Origin of the sequence: Arsenicicoccus sp. UBA6765, from assembly GCF_002453335.1 — a bacterium.
GTDB classification, from domain to species: Bacteria; Actinomycetota; Actinomycetes; order Actinomycetales; family Dermatophilaceae; genus Arsenicicoccus; species Arsenicicoccus bolidensis.
On sequence record NZ_DKGR01000036.1, the window covers coordinates 1 to 26,515 of the forward strand.

At 71.8% G+C, this 26,515-nt stretch carries 20 protein-coding genes and 1 riboswitch; of the genes, 12 read left to right on the plus strand and 8 right to left on the minus strand.

Annotation, left to right across the window (positions count from 1 at the left end):
• Positions 1-25 precede the first annotated feature (25 nt).
• Positions 26-556, minus strand: a complete 531-nt coding sequence (locus B4K29_RS10150) for a GNAT family N-acetyltransferase (RefSeq protein WP_286959249.1) — start codon at positions 554-556, stop codon at positions 26-28.
• Positions 557-654: 98 nt separating this feature from the next.
• Positions 655-3,708 (minus strand): glycine--tRNA ligase, encoded by a 3,054-nt coding sequence (locus B4K29_RS10155; RefSeq protein ID WP_286967239.1) that lies wholly within the window; start codon positions 3,706-3,708, stop codon positions 655-657.
• A 102-nt stretch (positions 3,709-3,810) separates the two neighbouring features.
• Here B4K29_RS10155 and pcrA point away from each other — a divergent pair, with 102 nt between their 5' ends.
• Entirely contained in the window at positions 3,811-6,264 is a 2,454-nt protein-coding gene (pcrA, locus tag B4K29_RS10160) for a DNA helicase PcrA (protein ID WP_286967222.1), read from the plus strand.
• A 363-nt stretch (positions 6,265-6,627) separates the two neighbouring features.
• Here the strand turns inward: pcrA and B4K29_RS10165 are convergent, their stop codons facing one another.
• Positions 6,628-7,494 carry a M23 family metallopeptidase gene (locus tag B4K29_RS10165; RefSeq protein WP_286959251.1) on the minus strand — a complete coding sequence of 289 codons (867 nt, stop codon included), beginning with the start codon at positions 7,492-7,494 and terminating at the stop codon, positions 6,628-6,630.
• 185 nt (positions 7,495-7,679) lie between these two features.
• Between B4K29_RS10165 and B4K29_RS10170 the strand changes: the two genes are divergently transcribed.
• The 5 genes from B4K29_RS10170 to B4K29_RS10190 all read left to right on the plus strand — a co-directional run bounded on the left by B4K29_RS10170 (position 7,680) and on the right by B4K29_RS10190 (position 14,359).
• Complete coding sequence (locus tag B4K29_RS10170) at positions 7,680-8,081, plus strand: cobalamin B12-binding domain-containing protein (RefSeq protein ID WP_286959253.1); 402 nt, start codon at positions 7,680-7,682, stop codon at positions 8,079-8,081.
• Between the two features lie 364 nt (positions 8,082-8,445).
• Positions 8,446-10,602, plus strand: a complete 2,157-nt coding sequence (locus tag B4K29_RS10175; protein ID WP_286967223.1) for a M4 family metallopeptidase — start codon at positions 8,446-8,448, stop codon at positions 10,600-10,602.
• A gap of 281 nt (positions 10,603-10,883) precedes the next feature.
• Positions 10,884-12,065, plus strand: coding sequence for an ADP-forming succinate--CoA ligase subunit beta (gene sucC / locus B4K29_RS10180; RefSeq protein ID WP_286958046.1), 1,182 nt, complete (start codon positions 10,884-10,886; stop codon positions 12,063-12,065).
• Between the two features lie 34 nt (positions 12,066-12,099).
• The gene (sucD, locus tag B4K29_RS10185; protein WP_019285584.1) at positions 12,100-12,987 is read left to right on the plus strand and encodes a succinate--CoA ligase subunit alpha; all 888 of its coding nucleotides are present in this window, start codon (positions 12,100-12,102) and stop codon (positions 12,985-12,987) included.
• 160 nt (positions 12,988-13,147) lie between these two features.
• Positions 13,148-14,359 carry a DUF6350 family protein gene (locus B4K29_RS10190; RefSeq protein ID WP_286958049.1) on the plus strand — a complete coding sequence of 404 codons (1,212 nt, stop codon included), beginning with the start codon at positions 13,148-13,150 and terminating at the stop codon, positions 14,357-14,359.
• Between the two features lie 61 nt (positions 14,360-14,420).
• Here B4K29_RS10190 and B4K29_RS10195 read toward each other — a convergent pair whose 3' ends face one another.
• Positions 14,421-14,915, minus strand: coding sequence for a hypothetical protein (locus B4K29_RS10195; protein WP_239265224.1), 495 nt, complete (start codon positions 14,913-14,915; stop codon positions 14,421-14,423).
• Between the two features lie 37 nt (positions 14,916-14,952).
• Between B4K29_RS10195 and purN the strand changes: the two genes are divergently transcribed.
• The 5 genes from purN (at position 14,953) to B4K29_RS10220 (ending at position 19,611) form a co-directional block, all read left to right on the plus strand.
• On the plus strand, positions 14,953-15,570 hold the full coding sequence (gene purN / locus B4K29_RS10200; protein ID WP_286958050.1) for a phosphoribosylglycinamide formyltransferase: 618 nt from the start codon (positions 14,953-14,955) through the stop codon (positions 15,568-15,570).
• A 98-nt stretch (positions 15,571-15,668) separates the two neighbouring features.
• Positions 15,669-15,746: riboswitch (ZMP/ZTP riboswitch) on the plus strand.
• Between the two features lie 35 nt (positions 15,747-15,781).
• Positions 15,782-17,431, plus strand: a complete 1,650-nt coding sequence (gene purH, locus B4K29_RS10205; protein ID WP_286967224.1) for a bifunctional phosphoribosylaminoimidazolecarboxamide formyltransferase/IMP cyclohydrolase — start codon at positions 15,782-15,784, stop codon at positions 17,429-17,431.
• Positions 17,421-18,467 (plus strand): DMT family transporter, encoded by a 1,047-nt coding sequence (locus B4K29_RS10210; RefSeq protein ID WP_286967225.1) that lies wholly within the window; start codon positions 17,421-17,423, stop codon positions 18,465-18,467. The genes purH and B4K29_RS10210 overlap by 11 nt, the downstream gene beginning before the upstream one ends.
• Positions 18,468-18,472: 5 nt before the next feature.
• The gene (locus B4K29_RS10215) at positions 18,473-19,336 is read left to right on the plus strand and encodes a bifunctional methylenetetrahydrofolate dehydrogenase/methenyltetrahydrofolate cyclohydrolase (protein WP_286967226.1); all 864 of its coding nucleotides are present in this window, start codon (positions 18,473-18,475) and stop codon (positions 19,334-19,336) included.
• Positions 19,333-19,611 carry a DUF3017 domain-containing protein gene (locus tag B4K29_RS10220; protein ID WP_286967227.1) on the plus strand — a complete coding sequence of 93 codons (279 nt, stop codon included), beginning with the start codon at positions 19,333-19,335 and terminating at the stop codon, positions 19,609-19,611. Before B4K29_RS10215 ends, B4K29_RS10220 begins: the two co-directional genes overlap by 4 nt.
• Before the next feature lie 76 nt (positions 19,612-19,687).
• Here B4K29_RS10220 and B4K29_RS10225 read toward each other — a convergent pair whose 3' ends face one another.
• The 3 genes from B4K29_RS10225 to aqpZ form a co-directional block, all read right to left on the minus strand.
• Positions 19,688-20,683 carry a hypothetical protein gene (locus B4K29_RS10225; protein WP_019285589.1) on the minus strand — a complete coding sequence of 332 codons (996 nt, stop codon included), beginning with the start codon at positions 20,681-20,683 and terminating at the stop codon, positions 19,688-19,690.
• A 206-nt stretch (positions 20,684-20,889) separates the two neighbouring features.
• Entirely contained in the window at positions 20,890-21,870 is a 981-nt protein-coding gene (locus B4K29_RS10230; RefSeq protein WP_286967228.1) for a malate dehydrogenase, read from the minus strand.
• Between the two features lie 136 nt (positions 21,871-22,006).
• The gene (gene aqpZ / locus B4K29_RS10235) at positions 22,007-22,804 is read right to left on the minus strand and encodes an aquaporin Z (protein WP_029212054.1); all 798 of its coding nucleotides are present in this window, start codon (positions 22,802-22,804) and stop codon (positions 22,007-22,009) included.
• A gap of 406 nt (positions 22,805-23,210) precedes the next feature.
• Between aqpZ and B4K29_RS10240 the strand changes: the two genes are divergently transcribed.
• Positions 23,211-25,433: an NADP-dependent isocitrate dehydrogenase gene (locus B4K29_RS10240; protein ID WP_286967231.1), complete on the plus strand. Its 2,223-nt coding sequence runs from the start codon at positions 23,211-23,213 to the stop codon at positions 25,431-25,433.
• A 128-nt stretch (positions 25,434-25,561) separates the two neighbouring features.
• On the opposite strand, the gene B4K29_RS10245 is transcribed toward B4K29_RS10240, so the two are convergent.
• Positions 25,562-26,452, minus strand: a complete 891-nt coding sequence (locus tag B4K29_RS10245) for a hypothetical protein (protein ID WP_286967232.1) — start codon at positions 26,450-26,452, stop codon at positions 25,562-25,564.
• Positions 26,453-26,515: the final 63 nt, after the last annotated feature.

Sequence of the window (26,515 nt, forward strand, 5' to 3'; positions counted from 1 at the left end):
CGCCGGGGTTCGCACGGGCGCCTCGTCACAGCGCGATCCAGTAGCGGCGCGTCCGCGCCCCCGGCGCGTGCTCGCGCACGTCCTCCAGCTCGCCGCCGTTGCGCTCGATGACCGCGGCCGACGCCAGGTTGGTGTCGTCGCAGGTCACGAGGATGCTGTCGAGGTCGAGCCGCCGGGCCCGGGGGAGGACCTCACCGAGCGCCCAGGTGGCCAGCCCGCGCCCGCGGGCCGACGGCCGTATGCCGTAGCCCACGTGGCCGCCGACCTCGAGCAGGTGCGGGTTGAGCGTGTGACGGAGCTGGATCGCGCCGAGGTAGCTGTCATCGTCCGCGACCCACAAGGTGGTGGCCGGCACGTAGCCGTGGGGACGCTCGGACGTCGGGTCGGCCTGCAGCAGCAGCTGCTCCACCCAGTCTGCGAAGCCCGCTGCGCTGCGGAGCGCAGGGACGTCAGCCGGGAGCGAGGCCCCGTCCTGGTGGACGCCCGGTCCCCACTCGTCGAGCGATGCCAGCCAGGAGCGGTGCAGACGGGTGGTCGGGGCGATCAGCTGCGGCATACGGCCCACCCTCCCAAAAGATCGTGAGGGTTTCCCCCAACTTCTTCGAGGAAACCCTCACGATCTCGGGTCAGGGGGTTCGGGTGGGGCGGGTCAGGTCAGGCCAGGGCCGTCGACAGCGCGGACCAGTCGACCTGGCGCGGCGCCGCGGCGCGGACCGAGGCCAGCAGCCCCAGCCGGGCGGCCCGCACCTCGGGGTCCTCGGCCATGACCAGGATGTCGTCGAAGAACCGCGCCACCGGGTCGACCAGCGCCTTGCCCTGCGCCGCGAAGGTCTCGAGGTCGGCGCTCGACCCCTCGGGCAGGCCCTCGAGGGCCTCGCGCAGCTCGACCTCGGCCGGCTCGGTGAGCCGGGAGGCGTCGTATGCCGTCGCGGTGCCCTCCGGCACGATCCGCCCGATGCGCTGCAGGGACGCCACGATCGACCGGAATCCCTCGTCGCCGCGCAGCGCCTCGGCCTGGGCGAGCGCCGTGGTGGCCTCGCCGGGGGTGGCGGCACCGGGCAGGACGGCGTCGATGAGGTGCACCGAGGTGCCCTCGTCGCGCAGCAGCTGGGCATAGCGCCCGACCGTGAACTCCAGCGCGGCGTCGACGGACTCGTCGGACACCTCGACTCCCTGGGACCGCAGCCGGACCGCGGCGGCCTCGAGCCCGGAGCGGATGGACAGGTCGGCGAGCGCCTGGCCGACGGGGCCCTGGTCGCGCAGGATCCGCACGACGCCGAGGGCGGCGCGGCGCAGGCCGAAGGGATCGGAGGACCCGGTGGGCTTGGCGCCGATGGCGAACATCGCCATGAGCAGGTCGAAGCGGTCGCCGAGAGCCAGCAGGGCGCCGGGCACGGACGCGGGCAGGGCGTCGGCGCTGGTCTTGGGCTGCTCGGTCTCGTAGAGCGCGTCCGCCACGGCTTGGGGCTCGCCGGTGCGGACGGCATACTCGCGGGCGACGAAGCCGGCCAGGGAGGTCATCTCGGTGACCATCTGGGTGGCGAGGTCGTACTTGGCGAGAGCGCCTGCGCGCGTGAGGGTCTCGCGGTCGGCGGCGCTGAGGCGGACCTGGTCGGCGAGGGCGCCGGCGACGTCGGCGATGCGGCGGGCGCGCTGCCCGACCGAGCCGAGGCGGTCCTCGAAGGTCAGCTGGTCCAGGCCGGGCACGAAGGACTCGACGGAGTCGGTCTGCAGGTCGGCGTTCCAGAAGAACAGCGCGTCCTCGTAGCGGGCGCGGATGACCGACTCGTTGCCGGCCTTGACGGTGGCGTCGTCGCAGCGGCCGTTGGCCATGGTGACGAAGTGCGGCAGCAACGCCCCGGACGCGTCCAGCACCGGCAGGTAGCGCTGGTGCTTGCGCATGACGGTGGTGAGGATCTGCGCGGGCAGGTCGAGATAGCGCTCGTCGAAGTCGCCGAGCACGCCGTGCGGCTCCTCGACGAGGTTGGTGATCTGGTCGACCAGGGCCGCCTCGGCCTCCACGTCGACCCGGCCGCCGGCCCGCGCGGCGAGGGCCTCGGCCTGCTCCACGACGGCGGCCCGCCTGGCAGCGGTGTCCAGCGCGATGCCTCCGCGGCCGATGGCAGGGAGCAGCTCGTCGGCCGAGGGCACCTCGACGTGGCCCAGCAGCACGCCGTCGCCCCGCTCCTGCCGCTCGACGCCACCGGTGGTGCGCTGCAGGTAGGTCTCGCGTCCCGCGACCAGGCGCGACACCTGCACGGGCACGACGGTCTCGCCCCACAGGGCCACCAGCCAGCGGATCGCCCGCGAGAAGGACAGGGACGGGTCGGACCAGCGCATGTTCTTCTCGGCGCGCAGGCCCGTCACGACCTCGGCGAACAGCGGGGTCAGCACGTCCATGACGGTGCGACCGGGCTGCTCGACCACGACGCATGCGTGCTCGGCGCCCTGCACCTCCAGGCGCTGGACCTGGTCGACCGAGACCTTCTGGCCCCGGGCGAATCCCTCGAGCGCCTTGGTGGGGTTGCCCGCGGCGTCATACGCGGCCTGCCACTTGGGGCCCTTGCGGACCTGCTCGGTGTCGGGCTCGCGCGCCGCGACGCCCTCGACGACGGCGACGATGCGCCGAGGCGTCCCGTCGACGCGGATGGCGCCGTGCTCGAGGCGGGTGGCGGCGAGGCGCTCCGTCAGGGCCGCGCGGACCTGCTCGACGGTCGCGGGCACGACGTGCGGGGGCAGCTCCTCGACGCCGATCTCGAGGGCCAGGGTCTGCGGCTCGGTCGGCAGCGCGGACTCGTCGACCGTGGGCGGCTCGGCCGCCGGCGGCTCGACGGACCGCATCAGCGGGTGGCCCAGCTCGGCGCGGCGCTCGATCCACAGGGCCGCCGTGTCGCGCATGAGCCGCCGCATCGTGGCGAAGGCGCGGGCGCGCTCGGTCGTCGAGATCGCGCCGCGGGCGTCGAGGACGTTGAACGCGTGCGAGGACTTGAGGATGTAGGAGTGCGCGGGGACCGGGAGGCGGGCCTCGACCATGCGCGTGGCCTCCGCGACATAGCTGTCGTAGAGCGCGCGGTTGGTGTCGACGGACGCGTCGTCGAGGTAGTAGCGGCTCATCTCGTACTCGGACTGGCCGAAGGCCTCGCCGTAGGTGATGACCTCGCCGGAGGGCTTGCGGGCGTAGGCGATCTCCTTGAAGTGCGTCACGCCCTGCACGGCCATGAGGATGCGCTCGACGCCGTAGGTCAGCTCGACGGGGATGGGGTCGAGGTTCTGCCCGCCCACCTGCTGGAAGTAGGTGAACTGAGTGATCTCCATGCCGTCCAGCCAGACCTCCCAGCCGAGGCCCCAGGCGCCGATGGCCGGCTGCGCCCAGTTGTCCTCGACGAAGCGCACGTCGTGGGCGGCGAGGTCGATCCCGAGCGCCTCCAGGGACCCGAGGTAGAGCTCCTGCGGGTCGCCGGGCTCGGGCTTGAGGATGACCTGGAACTGCGTGTGCGTCTGGAGGCGGTTGGGGTTCTCGCCATACCGGCTGTCGTCGGGCCGCACGGAGGGCTCGACGTAGGCGACGTCCCAGGGCTCCGGTCCGAGGACCCGCAGGACGGTCGCGGGGTTCATCGTCCCCGCTCCCACCTCGGTGTTGAAGGGCTGCACGGAGAGGCAGCCCCGCTGGGTCCAGTAGTCGGACAGGATGCGGAGGGCGTCTTGCATGGTCAGCACCCGCCCAGCCTACGTGGTTCGGCGGCGTCGGCCCGTCACCGAGACCCGTCCGGCGAGGGTCTGTCAGTGGTGGGCCGTAGTCTTGTCGCTGCGATGGAATCCCTCTTCGACGACCTGCCCATGTCCCCTCCCACCCCCGCGATGCGCCCGGCCGCGGCCTCCGGCGACGTCGACGAGTCCGGCCTGCCCGCCTGGGCGCTGTCCGACGACGTGCCGCCTCCGACGGACGCCGACGCTCCTCCGTTCGACGACGGGTCGTATGCCGCCGCGCCCGGCCTCCACGGGGGCACCGGACGGGGCGCGTTCGCCGCCTCGCGCGATCCCGAGCAGATCGTGGCGGGCCTCAACCCGCAGCAGCGCGAGGCCGTCGTCCACGAGGGGGGGCCGCTGCTCATCGTGGCCGGCGCCGGCTCGGGCAAGACCCGCGTTCTCACCCAGCGCATCGCCTACCTCCTGGCGGCGCGCGGGACCCAGCCGGGCGAGATCATGGCGATCACCTTCACCAACAAGGCGGCCGCCGAGATGCGCGAGCGCGTCGAGGCCATCGTCGGGCCGCGGGCCAAGGCGATGTGGGTGTCGACCTTCCACTCGGCGTGCGTCAAGATCCTGCGGCGCGAGGCCAAGGCGGTGGGGCTGAGCTCGAGCTTCTCGATCTACGACGCCGCCGACTCCCAGCGCCTGATGGCGATGGTGCTGCGAGACATGGACCTCGACCCCAAGCGCTACCCGCCGCGGTCGTTCAGCCACCAGGTGTCCAACCTCAAGAACGAGCTGGTCGACGAGGAGACCTACCGAGACCGCCTGGGGGAGAGCGCGACCCACCAGGAGCGCCTGCTCGGCGAGGCCTACGTCGACTACCAGCGCCGGCTGCGCCAGGCCAACGCGATGGACTTCGACGACCTGATCATGACGACGGTCAACATCCTGCAGGCCTTCCCGCAGATCGCCCAGCACTACCACCGCCGGTTCCGGCACATCATGGTGGACGAGTACCAAGACACCAACCACGCGCAGTACGAGCTGGTCCGGCAGCTCGCGGGCGGGCCGACGGTCGAGGGCGAGCTGCCGATGGCCGAGCTCGTCGTCGTGGGTGACGCGGACCAGTCGATCTACGCCTTCCGCGGCGCCACGATCCGCAACATCGTCGAGTTCGAGCAGGACTACCCGCAGGCGCGCACGATCCTGCTGGAGCAGAACTACCGCTCGACCCAGACGATCCTGCAGGCCGCCAACGCCGTCATCGCCAAGAACCCCGACCGGCGCAAGAAGTCGCTCTGGTCCGACCAGGGTGACGGCGCGCCGATCGTGGGCTACGTCGCGGACAGCGAGCACGAGGAGGCGTCCTTCGTCGCGCAGTCCATCGACCGGCTCGGCGACGAGCACGGGGTCAAGCCGCGCGACGTCGCGGTCTTCTACCGCACCAACGCGCAGTCCCGTGCCCTCGAGGAGGTGTTCGTGCGGGTCGGCCTGCCCTACAAGGTGGTCGGCGGCACGCGCTTCTACGAGCGGCGCGAGGTCAAGGACGCGCTGGCCTACCTGCGGGTGATCGCCAACCCCGAGGACACCGTCAACCTGCGCCGGATCCTCAACGTCCCCAAACGCGGCATCGGCGACCGCGCCGAGGCGTGCGTGGCGGCGCTGGCCGAGCGGGACCGCACCAGCTTCGTGGCGGCGCTGGGCCACCCCGAGGACGCGCCGGCGATCGCCACCCGGTCGGTGACGGCGATCAAGGGCTTCACCTCGCTGCTCGAGGGGCTGCGCGAGGTGCGTGACGCCGGAGGCGGCGTCGGCGAGCTGCTCGAGGCGGTCGTGGACCGCTCCGGCTACCTCGCCGAGCTGCAGGCCAGCCACGACCCTCAGGACGAGACCCGCATCGAGAACCTCAACGAGCTCGTCGCCGTGGCACGGGAGTTCGACGAGACCTATCCCGAGGGCGGGCTCGACGACTTCCTCGAGCAGGTGTCGCTGGTCGCCGACTCCGACGAGATCCCGGACGAGGACGACGGCTCCGGCGTGGTCACCCTCATGACCCTGCACACCGCCAAGGGCCTGGAGTTCCCGGTCGTCTTCCTCACCGGCATGGAGGACGGCACCTTCCCGCACAGTCGCGCCCTGGGCGACAGCAAGGAGCTCGAGGAGGAGCGGCGCCTGGCCTACGTCGGCATCACGCGGGCCCGCGAGCGGCTGCACCTGTCCCGGGCCGCCGTCCGATCCGCCTGGGGGCAGCCGCAGTTCAACCCCGCCTCGCGGTTCCTCGACGAGATCCCCGACGAGCTGCTGGACTGGCAGCGCACCGAGTCTGCCCTGATGGGGCGGTCCTCGGCGCCGACGGTCGCTCGCCTCGGCGGCATGCGGCAGGCGCGCGGCCCGGCCAGGCCGGTGCCGTCCCTGTCCGCGGGCGACCGGGTCAACCACGACTCGTTCGGCCTCGGCTCGGTCGTGCGCGTGGAGGGCGTCGGCCCCAAGTCCATGGCGACCGTCGACTTCGGCGGCGACACCGGCGTCAAGCGCTTCCTGCTCGGGATCGCCCCGCTCGAGAAGCTCTAGCGAACGGTCTGCCACCCGATCCCGGGCACGACACGACCCGCTCGACGGCCCCCCAAGGCCGGGCGCTCTTGGCGGACGGCACCCCGAGACCTCCGGGGCGTGCGGCAGCGCTCGCTCAGCCCAGCGGGGCGAAGCCCTGAGCGGTGAGCAGTCGCGCTATCAGGTCGTTCCCCTGCTGGGAGGGATGGGTGTAGTCCACCGCGGCGCAACCAGCTGCTGCACAACGGGCCGACGCTGCGGATGGGGCTGTTGCGGCACAACGGAATTCGTGGAACGACCACTCAGATATGCAGCAGTTGTGCACGCCGCGTGCCGTCGCGGCGGGGCGGCGTGGTGTGCCGGGTTCGCGCTGGGAGCGCGGGGTCAGACGCCGACCTTGCGCTTGCGGAGCTCGATCTCGGGGTCGGCGGCGTCCTTGAGGTTCGGGTCGCCGTGCGGGTGGATCTCGAGGTGCAGGTGCGGTCCGGTGGAGCGGCCGCTGTTGCCGGACAGCCCGATCGTCTGGCCGGCACCGACCTTGGCGCCCAGCGCGACGTCGGCGCGGCTGAGGTGGGCGTATCGAGCCAGGCTCCCGTCGGTGAACGTCACGTCGATGTAGGTGCCGTAGACACCGTGCCCCGTCTTGACGTCGGTGATCACGCCGGTGGACAGGGAGCGCAGGGGGGTGCCGATCGGAGCCGCGAAGTCCAGGCCGTGGTGGACGCCACCCCAGCGGGGGCCGAAGCGCGAGGTCAGGCGGTAGGGACCGCCCATGGGGCCGACCCACGCAGGGGGAGCGGGCTTGGCCGGGGTGGCGGCCGCGGGCGCGGCCGGGGGAGCGGCGATCGCCGCGGGGACGGTCACCGTCGACGGCGTCGTGGCGGCGCGGTAGAGCGCGCGGGGGACGGCGACGGTGCGGACCGAGCGGTCGGCGCGGTCCAGCCGGCTGGAGCGACGAGCGAGGAGCGAGGAGGTGTCCTCGGCCGGTGCGGGGGCCACGGCGGCGGGAGCCAGGGCGACCGGGGCCGCGGCGGGCACGCTCGCCGCGACGCGAGAGGCGGCCTGTGCCGACCCGGTCCGGGCGTCGTCGCCACCCACGGTGGTGACGGTGACAGCCACGGCGACGGCCGTCAGGGTCGTGACGGCTCCTGCCGTGGCGAGGCGGGGGCGAGGACGGGTGCTGCCGCTCGCGCGGTGCCGACCGGAGCTGCCGTGGACGTGCGCAACCTCGGACAGAGGGGGGAGGGGCATGCGGGTTACCTGACATCGGCGGGCGAGGGGGCAAGTCAGGCTAACCCGTGATGTTTTCGTTACGCAATGCGAGCGTACGGGTGAAGCGGTGCGTCTGACCTGCGCAGATCCACGTCCAGGCTCCGCCACGTGGCACGCATCACCCCGCCGGTGCCGAGCGGGTCCCCCTGGGCTAGGCTGGCGGCATGAGCGAGTCCAGGTTGCGAATCCTTGTGGCCAAGCCGGGTCTTGACGGCCACGACCGTGGTGCAAAGGTGGTGGCTCGCGCGCTGCGTGACGCCGGCATGGAGGTCGTCTACACCGGCCTGCACCAGACCCCCGAGCAGATCGTCGAGGCGGCGATCCAGGAGGATGCCGACGGTGTCGGTCTGTCCGTCCTGTCCGGCGCCCACATGACCTTGTTCAAGAAGGTCATCGACCTCCTGCAGGCCAAGGAGGCATCCGACATCGTGGTCTTCGGCGGCGGCATCATCCCCGAGGACGACATCAAGCCGCTCAAGGACATGGGCGTGGCCTATGTCTTCACCCCTGGGGCCACCACCACCGAGATCGTCGAGTGGGTCACCTCCAACGTCGACGCCCACTGAGCTCAGCAGATCGCACCGCACCCCTCTGGACCATCAGGGGCATCCTCGCCGGACCGGCGAGGGTGCCCCTTCCTCATGCCGCCGTCACGGCCCCCGTGCGGGTGTGCCGTTGCCTGGATGCGACCTGGTAATGACCTGACCACATGTAACGCCATGTCACACATTCCCGGGTAATCGGCTTGAAGTGGGTCAAATCGCCACCCGTTCGGCCCAACTTGGCTCACCGGTATTTACACCCGAACGAGGGTGTGTGAGATTCCGTGCACCGGTCGGCGGGCCCATCAGGACAGCTCACGTCCCCCACCTCCGGTCCCCCTCGGCAGCGCTCTGCTCGGCGCTGCCGCGTACCCGCAGGAGCCATCTCATGAAGCGAATCACCATCGGAGCTGCGTTCGCGATCGCGTGCGCCACGGCCGCCACGCCCCTGGTCGTCACGGGCGCCCAGGCCGCCGACCAGAGCGGCAGCGGCAACGACAAGGCCACGGTCTTCGTCGCCGCCGACGCCCGCGCAGGCCTCGTCAAGACCGCCCAGGCGGACTCCGCCGCGCTCGTCAGGGCCGTCGGCCTGTCCGCCGACGACGCGTTCGTCGTCAAGGACGTCATCAAGGACGCCGACGGCAGCTCGCACGTCCGCGTCGACCGCACCTACAAGAAGGTGCCCGTCGTCGGCGGCGACCTGGTCATCCACCGCGACGCGTCCGGCAAGGTCACGGGTCACGACGGCACCTTCGACGGCGCCATCACGATCGACCTGTCACCCAAGGTGTCCAAGGCCCAGGGTGAGGCCAGGGCGCTCGCCGCGGCCAAGGAGCACAACGGCGACAAGGGCCTGGCGGGTGCCGCCGTCAAGCAGACCGGCCTGGTCCTCTACGTCGACGGCGCCGGCACGCAGCACCTCGCCTACGAGGTGCGCACCACGGGCGTGGAGAAGGACAAGACGCCGTCGCGCATCGCGAGCCTGGTCGACGCCGACACCGGGGCCAGCCTGCGGTCGTACGACGAGATCCACCAGGGCAGCGGCACCGGCATCTACGTCGGCGGCGTCCCGCTGTCGACGACCTACTCCGGCGGCACCTACTCGCTGCGCAACCCCTCGACGGGCAACTACACGACGGACTCGGGCAACACCACGACGACCGGCACCACGATGACGGACGCCGACGACCGCTGGGGCACCGGCTCCAACAGCAACCGCCAGAGCGCCGCCGTCGACGCGCAGTTCGGCGCCGACAAGACCTTCGAGTACTTCAAGACGACCATGGGCCGCAACGGCATCTGGAACGACGGTCGTGGTGCCCGCTCGCGGGTCCACTACGACAGCAACTACACCAACGCCTTCTGGGACGGCAGCCAGATGACCTACGGCGACGGGGCCGGCAACGCCAACCCGCTCACCGAGATCGACGTCGCCGCCCACGAGATGACGCACGGCGTCACGCAGAACACCGCCGGTCTCGTCTACTACGGCGACGCCGGTGGCCTCAACGAGGCGTCCTCCGACATCCTCGGCGCCGGCGTGGAGTGGTACGCCAACCTGGCGGCCGACAGCCCCGACTACCTCATGGGCGAGCAGATCGACCTCAACGGCAACGGCACCCCGCTGCGCTACATGGACAAGCCGTCCAAGGACGGTCAGAGCTACGACTGCTGGAACTCCTCGATGAACAGCTGGCCGGCCAAGGGCACGGGTGACCCCCACCTGACGTCCGGCCCGCTCAACCACTGGTACTACCTCGCCTCCGAGGGCTCGGGTGCCAAGAGCATCAACGGCGTCTCCTACAACAGCGCCACCTGCAACTCCTCGACCGTGACGGGCGCGGGCCATGACAAGATCGAGAAGATCTGGTACCGCACGCTGTCCACCAAGCTTACCTCCGCGTCGCGCTACACGGCGGCCCGCGAGGGAGCCATCCAGTCGGCGATCGAGCTGTATGGCGCCTCGAGCCAGGCCTGCGCCTCGGTGGAGAAGGCGTTCAGCGCGATCAACGTGCCCGCCGGCACGGCCAGGTGCTCCAGCACGACGCCCACCCCGACGCCCACGCCGACCCCGACGCCCACCCCGACCCCGACCCCCACGCCTACGCCGGGCAGCAACGCGGTCGTCAACGGCGGCTTCGAGTCCGGCCAGACCGGCTGGACCGGCACCACCGGCCCCATCACCAACAACGCCGGACGCCCCGCCCACACCGGCACCTGGAAGCTCTGGCTCGGCGGCAACGGCACCACCGCCACCGAGTACCAGCAGCAGACCCTGACCGTCCCGGCCGGCGGCAAGCTCACCTACTGGGTCGCCGTCGACAGCGCCGAGACCTCCGGCTACACCGCCTACGACAAGGCCACCGTCACCATCAACGGCTCCGCCGTGGCGTCCTACTCCAACCTGACCAAGACCAACGGCTACGTCCAGAAGACCGTCGACCTGTCCAGCTACGCCGGACGCAGCGTCACCCTCAAGATCACCGCCACCGAAGACTCCTCCGCCCAGTCCAGCTTCGTCTTCGACGACATCACCGTCCAGTAACCCCAGCACCACAAGAGTCACGCACGAGGCCGTATGCCGGGACCCCCCTTCCCGGCATACGGCCTCGTCGTCCGGCACCGCCCCCCAGGCACAGCCCACCGGATCACCCGACCGACCCCGGTCCAGGAACCGACCGGGTGGACCGACCGGCTCGCCCGACCCGCGCGGGCGCGCCCTCGGTGTGGCATCGGTCGCAGGGGGACGGTTGGCGTGGGCCGGTGCGTCGGAACCGCGTTATCCTCGCGAAGACACTCCACCACCTAACCCAAGGACGGATGAGCGTGGATCTTTTCGAGTACCAGGCACGCGACATGTTCGAGAAGCACGGCGTGCCGGTCCTGGCGGGCCAGACCGCCGAGACCCCCGAGCAGGCTCGGGCCGCCGCAGACGAGATCGGGACCAGGAGCGGCGGGGTCACCGTCGTCAAGGCCCAGGTCAAGACCGGAGGTCGCGGCAAGGCGGGTGGCGTCAAGGTCGCCAAGTCCGCCGACGAGGCCGAGCAGCACGCCCAGCAGATCCTCGGCATGGACATCAAGGGCCACACCGTCCACACCGTGATGATCGCGCAGGGCGCCAAGATCGCCGAGGAGTACTACTTCTCGCTGCTCCTGGACCGCGCCAACCGCAACTACCTGGCGATGTGCAGCAAGGAGGGCGGGATGGAGATCGAGCAGCTCGCCGTCGAGCGCCCCGAGGCCCTCGCCCGCATCGCCGTCGACCCGCAGGTCGGCATCGACGAGGCCAAGGCCACCGAGATCGTCGAGGCCGCGGGCTTCGACGCGGAGACCGGCGCCAAGATCGTGCCGGTGCTGCAGAAGCTGTGGGACGTCTACCGCGAGGAGGACGCCACGCTGGTCGAGGTCAACCCCCTCGTCAAGACCGAGGACGGCGACATCATCGCCCTGGACGGCAAGGTCACCCTCGACGACAACGCGTCCTTCCGCCAGGCCGACCACGCAGCCCTGGTCGACGAGAAGGCCGCGGACCCGCTGGAGGCCAAGGCCAAGGCGATGCACCTCAACTACGTCAAGCTCGACGGCAACGTCGGCATCATCGGCAACGGCGCAGGCCTCGTGATGAGCACCCTGGACGTCGTCGCCTACGCCGGCGAGGACCACACGGGCGGGGCCAGCAAGCCCGCCAACTTCCTCGACATCGGTGGCGGCGCCTCGGCCGAGGTCATGGCCAACGGCCTGGACGTCATCCTCGGCGACGAGCAGGTCAAGGCCGTGTTCGTCAACGTCTTCGGCGGGATCACGGCGTGCGACGCCGTTGCCAACGGCATCGTCGGCGCCCTCAAGTCGCTGGGCGACCAGGCCACCAAGCCGCTCGTCGTCCGTCTGGACGGCAACAACGTCGTCGAGGGTCGCCGCATCCTCGAGGACTACAACCACCCGCTGGTCACCGTCGAGGAGACCATGGACGGCGCTGCCCGCAAGGCCGCCGAGCTGGCCGCCAAGTAAGCGTTCGAGCGAGAGAGACAGGACTACACAACCAATGGCTATCTTCCTCAACGCCGACTCCAAGGTCATCGTCCAGGGCATGACCGGCTCCGAGGGCATGAAGCACACCACGCGCATGCTCGCCTCCGGCACCGACATCGTCGGTGGCGTCAACCCCAAGAAGGCCGGCCAGACGGTCGACTTCCCCGAGGGCAAGCAGGTCCCCGTCTTCGGCTCCGTCAAGGAGGCCATGGACGCGACCGGCGCCAACGTCTCGGTCGTGTTCGTGCCGCCGGCCTTCACCAGGTCCGCGGTCGTCGAGGCCGTCGACGCGGGGATGCCGCTGCTCGTCGTCATCACCGAGGGCATCGCGGTCAAGGACTCGGCCGAGTTCTACAACTACGCCGCGGCCAAGGGCACGACCCGCATCATCGGCCCCAACTGCCCCGGCATCATCAGCCCCGGGCAGTCCAACGCCGGCATCATCCCCGCCGACATCGCGGGCGCCGGCCAGATCGGTCTGGTCTCCAAGTCGGGGACCTTGACCTACCAGATGATGTACGAGCTGCGTGACTTCGGCTTCACCACCGCCGTCGGCATCGGTGGCGACCCGGTCATCGGCACCACGCACATCGACTGCCTCGAGGCCTTCGAGAAGGACCCGGAGACCAAGGCGATCGTCATGATCGGCGAGATCGGTGGCGACGCCGAGGAGCGCGCGGCGAAGTTCATCCAGGACAACGTCACCAAGCCGGTCGTCGGCTACGTCGCGGGCTTCACCGCCCCCGAGGGCAAGACCATGGGCCACGCCGGCGCCATCGTCTCGGGTGGCGCGGGCACTGCCGCCGCCAAGAAGGAGGCCCTCGAGGCCGCCGGCGTCAAGGTCGGCAAGACGCCGTCCGAGACCGCCGAGCTCATGCGCGAGATCATGAAGTCCCTCTGACCCTCACCGGTCACGGCGAGAGCCGGTCACCCCTCCTCGGGGTGGCCGGCTCTCGGCATACGACAGCCTCCGCCGGGGCGGGCCAGGTGGCTCCGGTGGCCGCCGGACCGGCGAGCCGGGTCGGGCCGCGGGGCCCCGGTGGGAGACGATGAGGGCACCCATGACTGACTCGCCCCGCCTCCGCCCCGCCGCCGTCCCTGCCACCCGGGCCGTGCGCGCGGCCGCCGTCGCCGTCGTGACGAGCTGGCTGCCGCTCGTGCTCCTCTCCGTCGTCGCCTGGGCCGGGTCGGCGGGTGCCACCGGGGGGTGGCCCGCCGCGCTGGGCGTGGGGTCGCTGGCCTGGGTCGCGGCGCACGGCGGCTCGGTGCGCCAGGCCGGGGTCGTGCTGTCGCTGACCCCGCTGCTGCTGACGGCGCTGGCCGTCGCGTCGGCCGCGGTCGCGGCGCGCACCCTCGCCGGGCCCGTCGAGGACGACCGCTCGCCGCGGCTCGGCTGGCTGGGCGGGATGCGCTCCGGGGTGGCCCGGCTCGTCGGGGCCTTCATCGGCTCGTATGCCGTCCTGGGGCTTCTCGTGGCCCTGCACGCGTCGAGCCTCGCGATCCGGCCGTCCTGGCCGTCCACGGTGCTGGGCGACGTCGTCGTGCCGCTGCTCGGCGTGCTGGTCGGGCTGCGGCACGCGTGGGCCCGGCCGGCCGCCGCTCCCGGGTGGCACGACCAGGTCGTCGGGCTCGTCCCCGTGGCGGTGCGCCGCGCCCTGGGGGAGGGGCTGCGCGGCGTGGGTCTGCTGCTGCTGGCCGGTCTGGTGCCCGTGGTCCTGGGGTTCGTGACGCACCTGGGGCGCGTGCGCGACCTGACGTCGTCGCTGGACGCCGGCGCGGTGGGCAACGTCCTGCTCGCCGTGGTCCAGCTGGCCTGGCTGCCCGACGCGGCGGCCTGGGGCCTGTCGTGGCTGGCGGGGCCGGGGTTCTCGCTGGGGCTGGGCTCGACCTACACCTGGTCGCAGGCCCAGTCGGGCCTGCTGCCCATGGTTCCGTTCCTCGGCTCGCTGCCGGACAACGGGGCGCTGCCGTGGTGGGCGCGGCTCGCGGGGCTGCTGCCGGTGATCGTGGGGGCCGTGGTCGCGCACCGGGCGATCGGTCGGCTGGCGACCCTGTCGACGTTGGGCGCCAAGGCGCTGGCCGCCGCCTCGGCCTGGCTGGTCATGGTCCTCGGGTCGCTGGTCGTGATGCTGCTGTCGAGCGGCTCGATGGGCTCGCGGGCGCTGGTGTCGGTGGGGCCGCACGCGTGGTGGGCGACGCTGGCGCTGGCCGGCGAGCTCGCGGTGGGGGCGCTCCTGGCGCTCCTGCTGACCTGGCGCCGCTACCACCACTGACCTACCTGAGGTAGGCACATCGACCCGGGTTGGACGCCAAGCCGGTCAGACGCGGAGCCGGTCAGAGGCCGAGCGCGCCCGACAGCCAGGACGGCACCGACTCGTCGAGACGGGCGTCGCACTGCGCCTGCGCCACGCGAGTGTTGGCGCCGGCGGTGCACGTCGACCAGGTCGTCATCTGCGTCGGATAGATCGACTGCAGGGCCGCCGTGAACAGCAGGTAGCCGCCCAGCGTGACCCCCACGAGCTGCCACGACGCCCAGCCGTAGCGCTTGGCCCGCAGCTGCAGCGCGACCGCCCGCCCCGCGAACCACATCGCGGCCAGGCTCGTCGCCACCGCCAGCAACGACCAGGGGTGGTGCAGCGACAGCAGCGGCACCGTGACCACGATCGCCAGCGCCGCCCGCATGCCGTCGGTCGCCCCGGGTGGTGGTGCCGGTCGCCGTCCGCCGTCAGCAGGGCCTCGCCCGCCACCGGCCCCAGGGCCTCGCCCGGCGTCGTCCGGGCGCCGCTCGTCGTCGGACGGGCGCGGTCTGGGGGCTCGGTCGGCAGGCACGCGCCCCATCATCCCCCATGCCACTAGGGTGCTGGCTGTGAGCGACTCGCCCCAGCCCGTGCCGATCGTCGTCCTCGTGTCGGGCTCCGGCACCCTGCTCCAGGCGCTCATCGACGCGAGCGCCGACCCTGGCTATGGCGTGCGGATCGCTGCGGTGGGGGTCGATCGCGACGGCACGCTGGGGCAGGAGCGGGCCGAGCGCGCGGGGATCCCGACCTTCGTCGTCCGCCCCGCCGAGCACCCTGACCGGGCTGCCTGGGACGCCGCCCTCGCCGCTGAGATCGCCCGTCACGCACCGCAGCTCGTGGTCAGCGCCGGCTTCATGCGGATCCTTGGGCCGCAGGTCCTGGCCGGTCCGACCGTGATCAACACCCACCCCGCGCTGCTGCCGAGCTTCCCCGGCGCGCACGGCGTCCGTGACGCCCTCGCCCACGGCGTGGCCGTGACTGGGACGACCTGCCACGTCGTCGACGCCGGTGTCGACACCGGGCCGATCATCACCCAGCGGGCGGTCGCCGTCGAGGACGACGACACCGAGGAGTCCCTCCACGAGCGGATCAAGGTCCAGGAGCGCGAGATGCTCGTCGACGTCGTGGGCCGTATGGCGCGCCACGGCCACCGCCTCGACGGCCGCCGCGTGCGCCTCGGCCGCTGAGAGGGCGGGCGCTGCGGCATACCGGCTCACGACCCGCCCCCGGCGGGATCATCGGCCTGGCGGACGACGGCCGGTCGATGCCTTCGCCCCCGGTAGGGTTGGAGGCACACGACTGGCGCAGGTGGACCACCACCGGGGAGTGACGATCGTGGGCATCGCCCGCCTGGGTGCCCGCACCGATCCAACCGCAACCGCTCGCAGGAGTGACCTGATGACTGCCAACGACCGCACCGCTGCGTCCGCGACGACCGAGCAGGGGCGGCGACCGATCCGGCGCGCCCTCGTCTCCGTCTACGACAAGACCGGCCTCGAGGACCTCGTCCGCGGCCTGCACGACGCCGGCGTCGAGCTCGTCTCCACCGGCGGCTCGGCCGCCCTCATCGACGGACTCGGCCTGCCCGTGACCCGCGTCGAGGAGCTGACCGGCTTCCCCGAGTGCCTCGAGGGGCGGGTCAAGACGCTGCACCCGCGCGTCCACGCCGGGATCCTCGCCGACACCCGCAAGCCCGACCACCTGCGCCAGCTCGAGGAGCTCGAGGTCGCGGCGTTCGAGCTGGTCGTCGTCAACCTCTACCCCTTCACCGCGACGGTCGCGTCCGGCGCCAGCCCCGACGAGTGCATCGAGCAGATCGACATCGGTGGCCCCTCCATGGTCCGCGCCGCCGCCAAGAACCACCCGAGCGTTGGCGTGATCACCTCGCCGGACGACTACGCGTCGGTCCTGGCCGCGGTCGGCGCCGGCGGGTTCACCCTCGACGAGCGGAAGTCCTTGGCCGCCAAGGCGTTCGCGCACACCGCGGCCTACGACGTGGCCGTCGCCTCGTGGATGGTCTCGTCCTACGTCGGCGACGCCCAGACCTTCCCCGAGTTCGCGGGGGCGACCTGGTCCAAGGTCTCCGACCTGCGGTATGGCGAGAACCCCCACCAGCGCGCCGCCCTGTATCGAGGCGAGGGCCCGGGCGTGGCCTCCGCCGAGCAGCTGCACGGCAAGGAGATGTCCTACAACAACTACGTCGACACCGACGCCGCCGTGCGGGCCGCGCACGACCACGGCCACCGCCCGACCGTCGCGATCATCAAGCACGCCAACCCGTGCGGCATCGCGGCCGGCGCCCCCGACGAGCCGATCGATGCCGTGCACCGGCGCGCCCACGAGTGCGACCCGCTGTCGGCCTTCGGCGGCGTCATCGCCACCAACCGCCCGGTCACGGCCGCGATGGCCGAGACGGTCAAGGACATCTTCACCGAGGTCGTGGCGGCTCCCGACTTCGAGCCCGAGGCGCTGGCGATCCTCACGGCCAAGAAGAACATCCGGCTGCTGCGCCTGCCCGCCGACGTCCGCTCCGGTGCCTCTGCCCTCGAGCTGCGCCCCATCTCGGGTGGCCTGCTCGTGCAGGAGGCCGACCGGATCGACGCGGTGATCGAGCCGACGGAGGACGACAAGGAGACGGCGGGCCACGGCGACGCGCCCCTGCACTGGACGCTCGTCGCCGGCGACTCCGTCGACGACCGCACGCTCGTGGACCTCGACTTCGCCTGGAAGGCCGTCCGCGCCACCAAGTCCAACGCGATCCTGCTCGCCCGCGACGGCGCCTCCGTCGGCATCGGCATGGGCCAGGTCAACCGCGTCGACTCCTGCCGCCTCGCCGTCCAGCGGGCGGGGGAGGAGCGGGCCCGTGGTGCGGTGGCGGCGTCGGACGCGTTCTTCCCGTTCGCCGACGGCCCGCAGCTCCTCATCGACGCCGGCGTCCGCGCCATCGTGGCCCCGGGCGGGTCGATGCGCGACGCCGAGACGATCCAGGCCTGCCAGCAGGCGGGGGTGTCGTTGTACTTCACGGGCACGCGCCACTTTGCCCACTGACCCCCGCGAGGGCGGACGCGAGGTCGCCGGAGCTCCCGGCAGCCCCGGCGACCCCGACGGCCACCACGAGGAGGGCCGGCCCGTCGTCGTCCTGTCGGCGGCGGCCGCCCTCCTCGCGGGCGCGCTGTCCTCGCTGCAGTCCCGCGCCAACGGGACCCTGGCGCACGCCTTCGCCAGCCCGGTGGACGCGTCGCTGTGGAGCTTCGGTTCCGGGTGGGTCGTCCTGCTGGCCGCGCTCGTGGTCCTGCCCGGGCCGCGGCGGGCGCTGCGCGAGGTCGTCGGCGCGGTCCGCTCGGGCCGCCTGCCGTGGTGGCAGACCCTGGGCGGGCTGAGCGGCGGCTTCTTCGTCGCCGTCCAGACCAACGCCGTGCCCGTCCTCGGCGTCGCGCTGTTCACCATCGCCATCGTCGGCGGGCAGACGACCAACGCCTTGCTCGTCGACCGCCTCGGCATCGGGCCGGCCGGCCACGTGCCGGTGACCGTGGGTCGGGTGCTGGCCGGCCTGACGACCTTCGTGGGGGTCGGCGTCGCCGCCTCGGCCCGGTCCGGGAGCGGCGGGGCGGACGGCATACCTCTGCTGCCTGTCGCCCTCACCGTGCTCGCCGGCGCCGCGATCGCCCTCCAGCAGGCGCTCAACGGGCGCGTCAACCGCGTCAGCGGCGACGTCGTGGTCACCTCGACCATCAACTTCACCTGGGGGCTCGGGCTGCTGCTCGGGTGGGCCGGCCTGCTCCTGGCGCGCGGCGGTCTGCGGGCACCGGCGACCTGGGACCTGCCGTGGTGGGCCTACGTCGGGGGACTGATCGGGATCGTGTATGTCGCCATCGGCGCCGTCGTCGTGCACCACCTGGGGGTGCTCGTGGCCACCCTCATGACGCTCACCGGTCAGCTCGTGTCGGCGGTGCTGGTCGACCTGCTGGACCCCGCCGCCCGCTCCCACGTCGGGCCGCAGCTGCTGGCGGGCGTCGTGATCACGCTCGGCGCGGCCGTCGGGGCAGGGGTGGCCGCGCAGCGTGCGAACCGGGTGGCAAGATGAACGACGTGACTGCGACGATCCTCGATGGCAAGGCCACCCTCGCGACGATCAAGACCGAGCTCGCCGAGCGCGTCCGCGCGCTGCGGGAACGCGGCATCACCCCGGGACTCGGCACGGTGCTCGTCGGGGACGACCCCGCCAGCACGTGGTACGTCGGCGCCAAGCACAAGGACTGTGCCGAGATCGGTGTCGCCTCGATCCAGCGGCACCTGCCCGCCACGGCCACCCAGGCCGAGGTGGAGGCGGTCGTCGACGAGCTCAACGCCGACCCCGACTGCACCGGCTTCCTCGTGCAGCAGCCCACCGGCCTCGACGACAGCGCGATCCTGGCGCGCGTCGACCCGTCCAAGGACGTCGACGGCCTCAACCCCGTCAACCTCGGCAACCTCGTGCTCGGCATCCCCGCGCCCCTGCCCTGCACGCCGATGGGCGTGGTCGAGCTGTGCCGGCGCTACGACATCCCGCTCAAGGGGGCGGAGGTCGTCGTCATCGGCCGCGGCATCACGGTGGGTCGCCCGCTCGGCCTGATCCTCACCCGTCGCTCCGAGAACGCCACGGTCACGTTGTGCCACACCGGGACTCGTGACCTGGCCGCCCACACCCGCCGCGCCGACATCGTCGTGGCGGCGGCCGGGGTCCACAACATCCTGACGCCCGACATGGTCAAGCCCGGGGCCGCCGTCTTCGACGTCGGGGTGTCCCGCATCGCCGGCGAGGACGGGAAGTCCCGGGTCGCCGGCGACATCCACCCCGACGTGATGGAGGTCGCGGGCTGGATGTCGCCCAACCCTGGTGGCGTCGGCCCCATGACCCGCGCGCTGCTGCTCAGCAACGTCGTCGAGTCCGCCGAGCGGGCTGCTTCCGCGTGACGTCCGTGGGGCCGGGGCGCCTCGCCCTGTGGTGGGTGCTCGGCCTCGGCTGCGTGCTGGCGCTGGCCGTGGTGGCGGTGGTGTCGCCGCGGCTGGGCGGCAACCTGCTGGCGGGGGCGCTCGCTACGGCGGCCGTGCTGCGCCTGGTGGTGTCCGACGCGGCGGCCGGCGGGCTCGTCATACGGTCCCGAGGTCTGGACGTGCTGATGTATCTCTCGCTCGCCGTCGTGGTCGCGGTGGGTGCCAACGCGGTCAACTGGCACCCCACCCGCTGACCTACCGCGGGTAGAGGCATCGACCGGCCTTCGTTCCCCAGGCGGGTGTGACCAAGGCCGGTCGATCGGGCTTCGTTCATCCGGTCGCGCCCCACCCTTGTCCGTTCGGGCGCGTCCGCGCCGACAACGCCGGCGGGGTTGGCTTTTGCAAGGCATCTCCCGCGTGCTGGACCACCAAGGGCCGCAGCGTGTCCCGGGCGGCGATGTCGTCCATCGACAGGTGCACGACCCGATGACCGGTCGACTCCAGGGCGCGATCCCTGGTCCGGTCCCCCCGGACTCGGGAGGTCACCAGCCGGCCCTGCTCGTCGAGGTACTTCGCCACGCCGTCCAGCTCGATCAGCGTGGCGGTGCCGCGCACCCGCCAGTCGGGCCTGAACCACCCGATCGACGTCTCGACCCACACCTGGGACTCCAGGTCGAACCCCACCTGCACCAGCGCGAGCCGCGCCTTGCTCTCGCCGCCGTTCTCGGCGAGCGGATCGAGCAGCCCGGGGAGCATCGACACCCGTCGTATGCCGTTGCGGCCGCCCCGTCGACCGATGGCCGCCGTGATGCCCTCGACCGTCGCCACGCCCGCACGCAGCGCCGCATCTCCGGCGGCCACGCCGGCCGGGAGGCCCGACTGGAGCGCGTACTCGACCACCGCTGCGGCCGGTGTGAGCACCGGCGCACGGTCGTCGACATCCTCGGGCCGGCAGCTCGACCGGATGAGGACCCGGCTCGTCGAGGTGCCATGGGCTGCCGGGGTCGCGCCGTCGTCGGAGGCCCGTCGCGTGACCATGACGCGGGCGAGGTCACGATCGTCGACCGGCAATCCGTGGTAGAGGCAGGCCGACACCGCCGAGGTGACCAGGCGACCCTCGTGCTCGAGATGGGTGGCGGCGACGGTCTCGAGGTGTCGGTCGACGGGCGATGCCGGGGACGGGCCGTGGGCGTACCACCCGCGCAGCACGCTGTGGCACCATCCGGCAGCGCGTGCCTCGGCCAGGGTGCGCCGGCACCAGCCCATCGCATAGGCCTGGGCGGTGGAGAAGATCGGATCCGGCGGCAGGGCATGTGTGATCTCCATGACCGCAGCCTGCTGGCTGGGCGGGCACGCGCGAAGGCCCGCGTCGTCACCTGTGGACGACGCGGGCCTTGACGCGACAACCTGGGGAAAACCTGCCCCCGGTAGAGGCATCAGCCTGGCGAACGAAGGCCGGTCGATGCTTTTACCCCCGGTAGAGGCATCAGCCTGGCGAACGAAGGCCGGTCGATGCCTTTACCCCCGGCGGGTCAGGAGATGAGGCCGAGGGCCTTGACCTGGTCACGCTCGGACTCCAGGCGAGCGGCGGACGCCATGATCCGCTCGCGCGAGAAGTCATTGAGCTCCAGGCCCTGGACGATCTCGTACTTCCCGTCCTTCACGCGGCAGGGGAACGAGGAGATGATGCCCTCGGGGACGCCGTAGGACCCGTCGGACGGCACCGACATCGACACGATCTCGTCGGTGCCGAGCATCCAGTCGCGCATGTGGTCGATCGTCGCGTTGGCAGCCGAGGCGGCCGACGAGGCACCGCGCGCCTTGATGATCGCGCCGCCGCGCGTGGCGACGGTGGGGATGTACTCCCCGGTGATCCAGGCCTCGTCGACGAGCTCGGTCGCGGCCTTGCCGTTGACCTTGGTGTTGAACAGGTCGGGGTACATCGAGTCGTCGTGGTTGCCCCAGATCGCGAGGTCCTTGATCTCGGCGACGCCGACGCCGAGCTTCTTGGCGAGCATCGACTTGGCGCGGTTGTGGTCCAAGCGCGTCAGGGCGTTGAACTGCTCGGGCGCCATGTCGGGGGCGTTGTTCATCGCGATGAGGGCGTTGGTGTTGGCCGGGTTGCCGGTGACCAGGACCTTGGCCTTGGGGGCGACCTTGTTGAGGGCGGCACCCTGGCCGGTGAAGATCTTGCCGTTGGCGGCGAGCAGGTCGGCGCGGTCCATGCCCTCCTTGCGCGGCATGGCGCCGACGAGCATCGCGGCGTCGACGTCCGCGAAGATCCGCTTGGGGTCGTCACCGATGACGACGCCGGCGAGCGTCGGGAAGGCGCAGTCGTCGAGCTCCATGACGACGCCCTCGAGCGCCTTGAGCGCGGGGGTGATCTCGAGCAGCCGCAGCTCGACGGGGGTGTCCTTGCCGAGCAGCTCGCCGCTGGCGATGCGGAAGAGGAGGCTGTAGCCGATCTGGCCGGCAGCGCCGGTCACGGCGACCTTGACGGGAGTAGCGCTCACGAGTTCGTCCTTCACGCGGGTGGTCGAATGGGTACCGCTCGAACCTATCAGCCACCTCCGACACCCTCACCTCCTGGTGCGCCGGCGTGACGCAGCAGACACCAGCCCTCCGGCCGTATTCCGAGCGCCCGCCGGGTCAGGCGCGGGTGGCGCCGTCCTCGCGGCCGGTGCCGCGGGAGTCGACCTCCAGCTCGCCCTGCAGGTCGATGCCGGAGCGGTCGTTGCCGGTGATGGCGGTGTAGGTCAGGCCGGCGATGACCGCACCGATGATCGGGGCGACCCAGAACAGCCACAGCTGGCCGAGCGCGCCGTCCTGGTAGAACGCGACGCCGAGCGAGCGGGCCGGGTTGACCGAGGTGTTGGACACCGGGATGGAGATGAGGTGGATCAGGGTCAGGCCGAGGCCGATGGCGATCGGGGCGAAGCCGATGGGGGCGCGGTCGTCGGTGGCGCCGAGGATGATGTAGAGGAAGAACATGGTGCAGACGACCTCGCACACGAGGACGGCGAGCATCGAATAGCCGGCGGGGGAACCGGTGCCGTAGCCGTTGGCGGCGAAGCCCTTGGACGCGTCGAAGCCGTCCTTGCCGGAGGCAATGAGGTAGAGCACGCCGCCGGCGGCGCAGGCCGCGAGGCACTGGGTGACGATGTAGGGCAGGACGTCCTTGACGTCGAACCGGCGGGCGGCGGTCAGGCCGAGCGTGACGGCCGGGTTGAAGTGGCCGCCGGAGACCTGGCCCACGGCATACGCCATGGTGAGGACGGTGAGGCCGAAGGCCAGGGCCACACCGGCGAAGGCGATGCCCATGTTGACCGGGTCGGACTTGTGCATGACGTGGGCCGCGAAGATCGCGGAGCCGCAACCGCCGAAGACGAGCCAGAAGGTGCCGAGGAACTCGGCGCCGAGGCGCGAGGCGAGCTTGGGCTGGGACACGGTGGTGCTCCTGTAGTGATGAAGGTGGTGGGTGGGGAGCGTCCCGGGGCGCACGATCGAGCTGTCCGTGGTGGCACCTCGGCGTGGTCGGCCGGTGGGCCGATCCCCGCGGGACGCGCGTCGTCGCGGTCTCATGGTGGCACGCCGACGCGGTGAGCGTGCGGTGTTCGGGTGAACTGCCGGGCGATTCGTCCAGGTTCCACCCGGTGGTGAAGCGGCCGCATCGTCACTGAGCGTATGGAATGACGCCGGCCCCGCAGGCGGTTCGTCATACCGGCTGGATAGGGTGAGGGCACCGCCCGCCGGGCCGCACCAGGTCGTCCTGGGCCGATATCTCGACGTTGAGATATCGTGGGCGTGAGCCGTGCCGACGGCACGCACCGCAGCGACGACTTTGGAGACTCTCATGACGTCACAGAAGATTGTGTGGACGAAGATCGACGAGGCGCCGGCTCTCGCGACCTACTCCCTCCTGCCGATCGTGCAGGCCTTCACCGGTGCCGGTGGCGTGGAGGTCGAGACGGCGGACATCTCCCTCGCGGGCCGCATCCTCGCGCAGTTCCCCGAGCGGCTCACCGACGAGCAGCGGGTGCCGGACAAGCTGGCCGACCTGGGTGCGCTGGCCCAGTCGCCCGAGGCCAACATCATCAAGCTCCCCAACATCTCCGCCTCCGTGCCGCAGCTCAAGGCCGCGATCAAGGAGCTGCAGGACAAGGGCTACGACATCCCGGACTACCCCGAGAGCGCCACGACCGAGGAGGACAAGGACGTCCAGGCGCGCTATGCCAAGGTCCTCGGCTCGGCCGTCAACCCCGTGCTGCGCGAGGGCAACTCGGACCGCCGCGCCCCCCAGTCGGTCAAGAGCTTCGCCCAGAAGCACCCGCACCGGCTCGGCGCCTGGGGCCAGGACGCCAAGGCCCGCGTCGTCGACATGGCGGGCGGCGACTTCTACGGCAACGAGAAGTCGATGGTCATGGACCACGACTCGACCCTGACGATCACCCTGCGCGGCGCGGACGGCTCCGAGACGGTCCTCAAGGACGGCGTCGACGTGCTCGCGGGCGAGATCGTGGACGGCACCTTCCTGAGCGCGGCGGCGCTGCGCTCCTTCTACGACGAGCAGATCGCCGCCGCCAAGGCCGAGGACCTGCTGCTGTCGCTGCACCTCAAGGCCACGATGATGAAGGTCTCCGACCCGGTCCTGTTCGGCCACGCCGTGCGCGCGTTCTACGCCCCGGTGCTCGAGGAGTTCGCGGCGGACCTCGAGCAGGTCGGCTTCAACCCCAACCAGGGCATCGGCGACCTCTACACCAAGATCTCGGGCCTGCCCCAGGACACGCAGGACGCCATCACCTCGGCGATCGAGCGGCTGTATGCCGAGCGCCCGGCCCTGGCGATGGTCGACTCGGACCGCGGCATCACCAACCTGCACGTCCCGAGCGACGTCATCGTCGATGCGTCGATGCCCGTCGTCATCCGCGACTCCGGCCAGATGTGGAACGCCCAGGGCGAGCTGCAGCCGACCCTCGCGATGATCCCGGACCGCTCCTACGGCCCGATGTACCAAGCGGTCATCGAGGACTGCAAGCGCAACGGCGCCCTGGACCCCGCCACCATCGGCACGGTCCCCAACGTCGGGCTCATGGCGCAGAAGGCCGAGGAGTACGGCTCCCACCCCACGACCTTCGTCATCCCGAGCGCCGGCACGGTCGTCGTCACCGACGCCGAGGGCACCACCCTCATGGAGCACCAGGTCGAGGCGGGGGACGTCTGGCGCCAGGCGCGGGTGCGTGACATCCCGGTCCAGGACTGGGTCAAGCTCGCCGTGACCCGCGCCCGCGCGACCGGCGCCCCAGCCGTGTTCTACCTCGACCAGGGCCGCGCCCACGACCGCAACGTCATCGCCAAGGTCGAGCGGTACCTCCAGGACCACGACACCGACGGCCTGGAGATCCAGGTGCTCGCGCCGGTCGAGGCGATCACCTACTGCCTCGAGCGGATCCGGGCGGGCGAGGACGCGATCTCCGTCACCGGCAACGTGCTGCGCGACTACCTCACCGACCTGTTCCCGATCCTCGAGCTGGGCACCTCCGCCAAGATGCTGTCGATCGTGCCGCTGCTCTCGGGCGGCGGGCTCTTCGAGACCGGCGCGGGCGGCTCGGCGCCCAAGCACGTGCAGCAGTTCGTCAAGGAGGACTACCTGCGCTGGGACTCGCTCGGCGAGTTATCCGCGCTGGGCGCCTCGCTCGAGCACCTCGCCTCGACCTTCGACAACGCCAAGGCCCAGGTCCTGGCGGACGCTCTCGACGTGGCGATCGGGCGTTTCCTCGACGAGAACAAGTCCCCGGCCCGCAAGGTCGGCCAGATCGACAACCGCGGCAGCCACTACTACCTCGCGCTGTACTGGGCCCAGGCCCTCGCCGCGCAGGACCAGGACGCCGAGCTCAAGGAGCGGTTCACGTCCGTGGCCGAGGAGCTAGCGGCCAAGGAGGAGCAGATCAACACCGAGCTGATCGGGGTGCAGGGCAACCCGGTCGACCTGGGCGGCTACTACAAGGTCGACGACGCCAAGGCGTCCGCGGCGATGCGGCCGAGCGCCACGCTCAACGCGATCATCGACGCGATCTGATCGGACGTCGCGGGCGTCAGCCTGCGCTGCCTCGAGAGGCGACAGATCGGGGTCATCCGGTGCGGACAACCCCGATCTGTCGCCTCTCGACGTGGGGGAAGGGCAGGGGCCGGGCGGGTCAGCAGGTGTCAGCCGAGCCCTGTGGCGATGGCCTGCGCCGCGCGCGAGCGCAGCGCGGGGTCCGCTCGGACGGACCGCTCCAGCTCGACGTGCACGAAGTCAGCACCGACCGCCCGGGCGTGCTGCCCCTGGACGTTGGTGCGGGCGGCGAGGTCGGCGCACGTGGTCCCGTCATACACGCAGGTGCTGATGCCCTGGGACTCCAGCTCGCGGGCCACCCGCGTCGCGGTGGCGCCGGGCGTCGCGGTGCCGCTCGACACCACCGCGTCCGGATAGCCGGGGTGCCGGCGACGCGTGAACCCGTGGATCTGGACGACCACCCAGTCCTTGCGCACGAGCAGCATGTCGGTGCCGGCAAAGGCGGCGTCGGGTGCGTGGGCGACGTCCGCGTCGTCGCCGGCGCCGCGATCGGCCCCGGCCATGAGCAGGTAGCGCGCCGTCGAGCGGGCGTAGACGTCGGCGCCGATCTGGTCGGTCCAGGCGTCCGAGCGGGGGTGGGGAACCTCGATGGTGACCGGGCGGCTGCCCTGCTCGGGCCGGGCGACGTAGAGCCCGTCACCCGTCGTGGGCGTGCCCTGGGGCACGAGGGCGGCGACCCGCTGGTCCTTCCCGTCCAGGCGGAGCCCCGTCACGGCATACCCCTCGGGCACCCCCGGAGGACTCGCGAGGCTCGAGGGTCCCGGTCGCGCGGCCACCTGCGGCAGCTGCGCGGTCGCCTCGGCGATGGCCCGGGCCGGGTCCGTCGGGCCGGTGCTCGCGGGGGCGCGGTCCTGCACCGAGATGACGACGTCGACCAGCCGCTCCACCGAACCGCCGTCACCCTGGCCCGGCGTGCGGGCAGGCGAGGGCGCGGGCGCGGGCTGGGTGCAGGCCGCGGCGGCGGCCACGAGTGCTCCCACGGTCGTCAGGCGCAGGGCTCGGGGGGTGCCCCGACCCGACCCGTGGGGCCGACCCGACCCGTG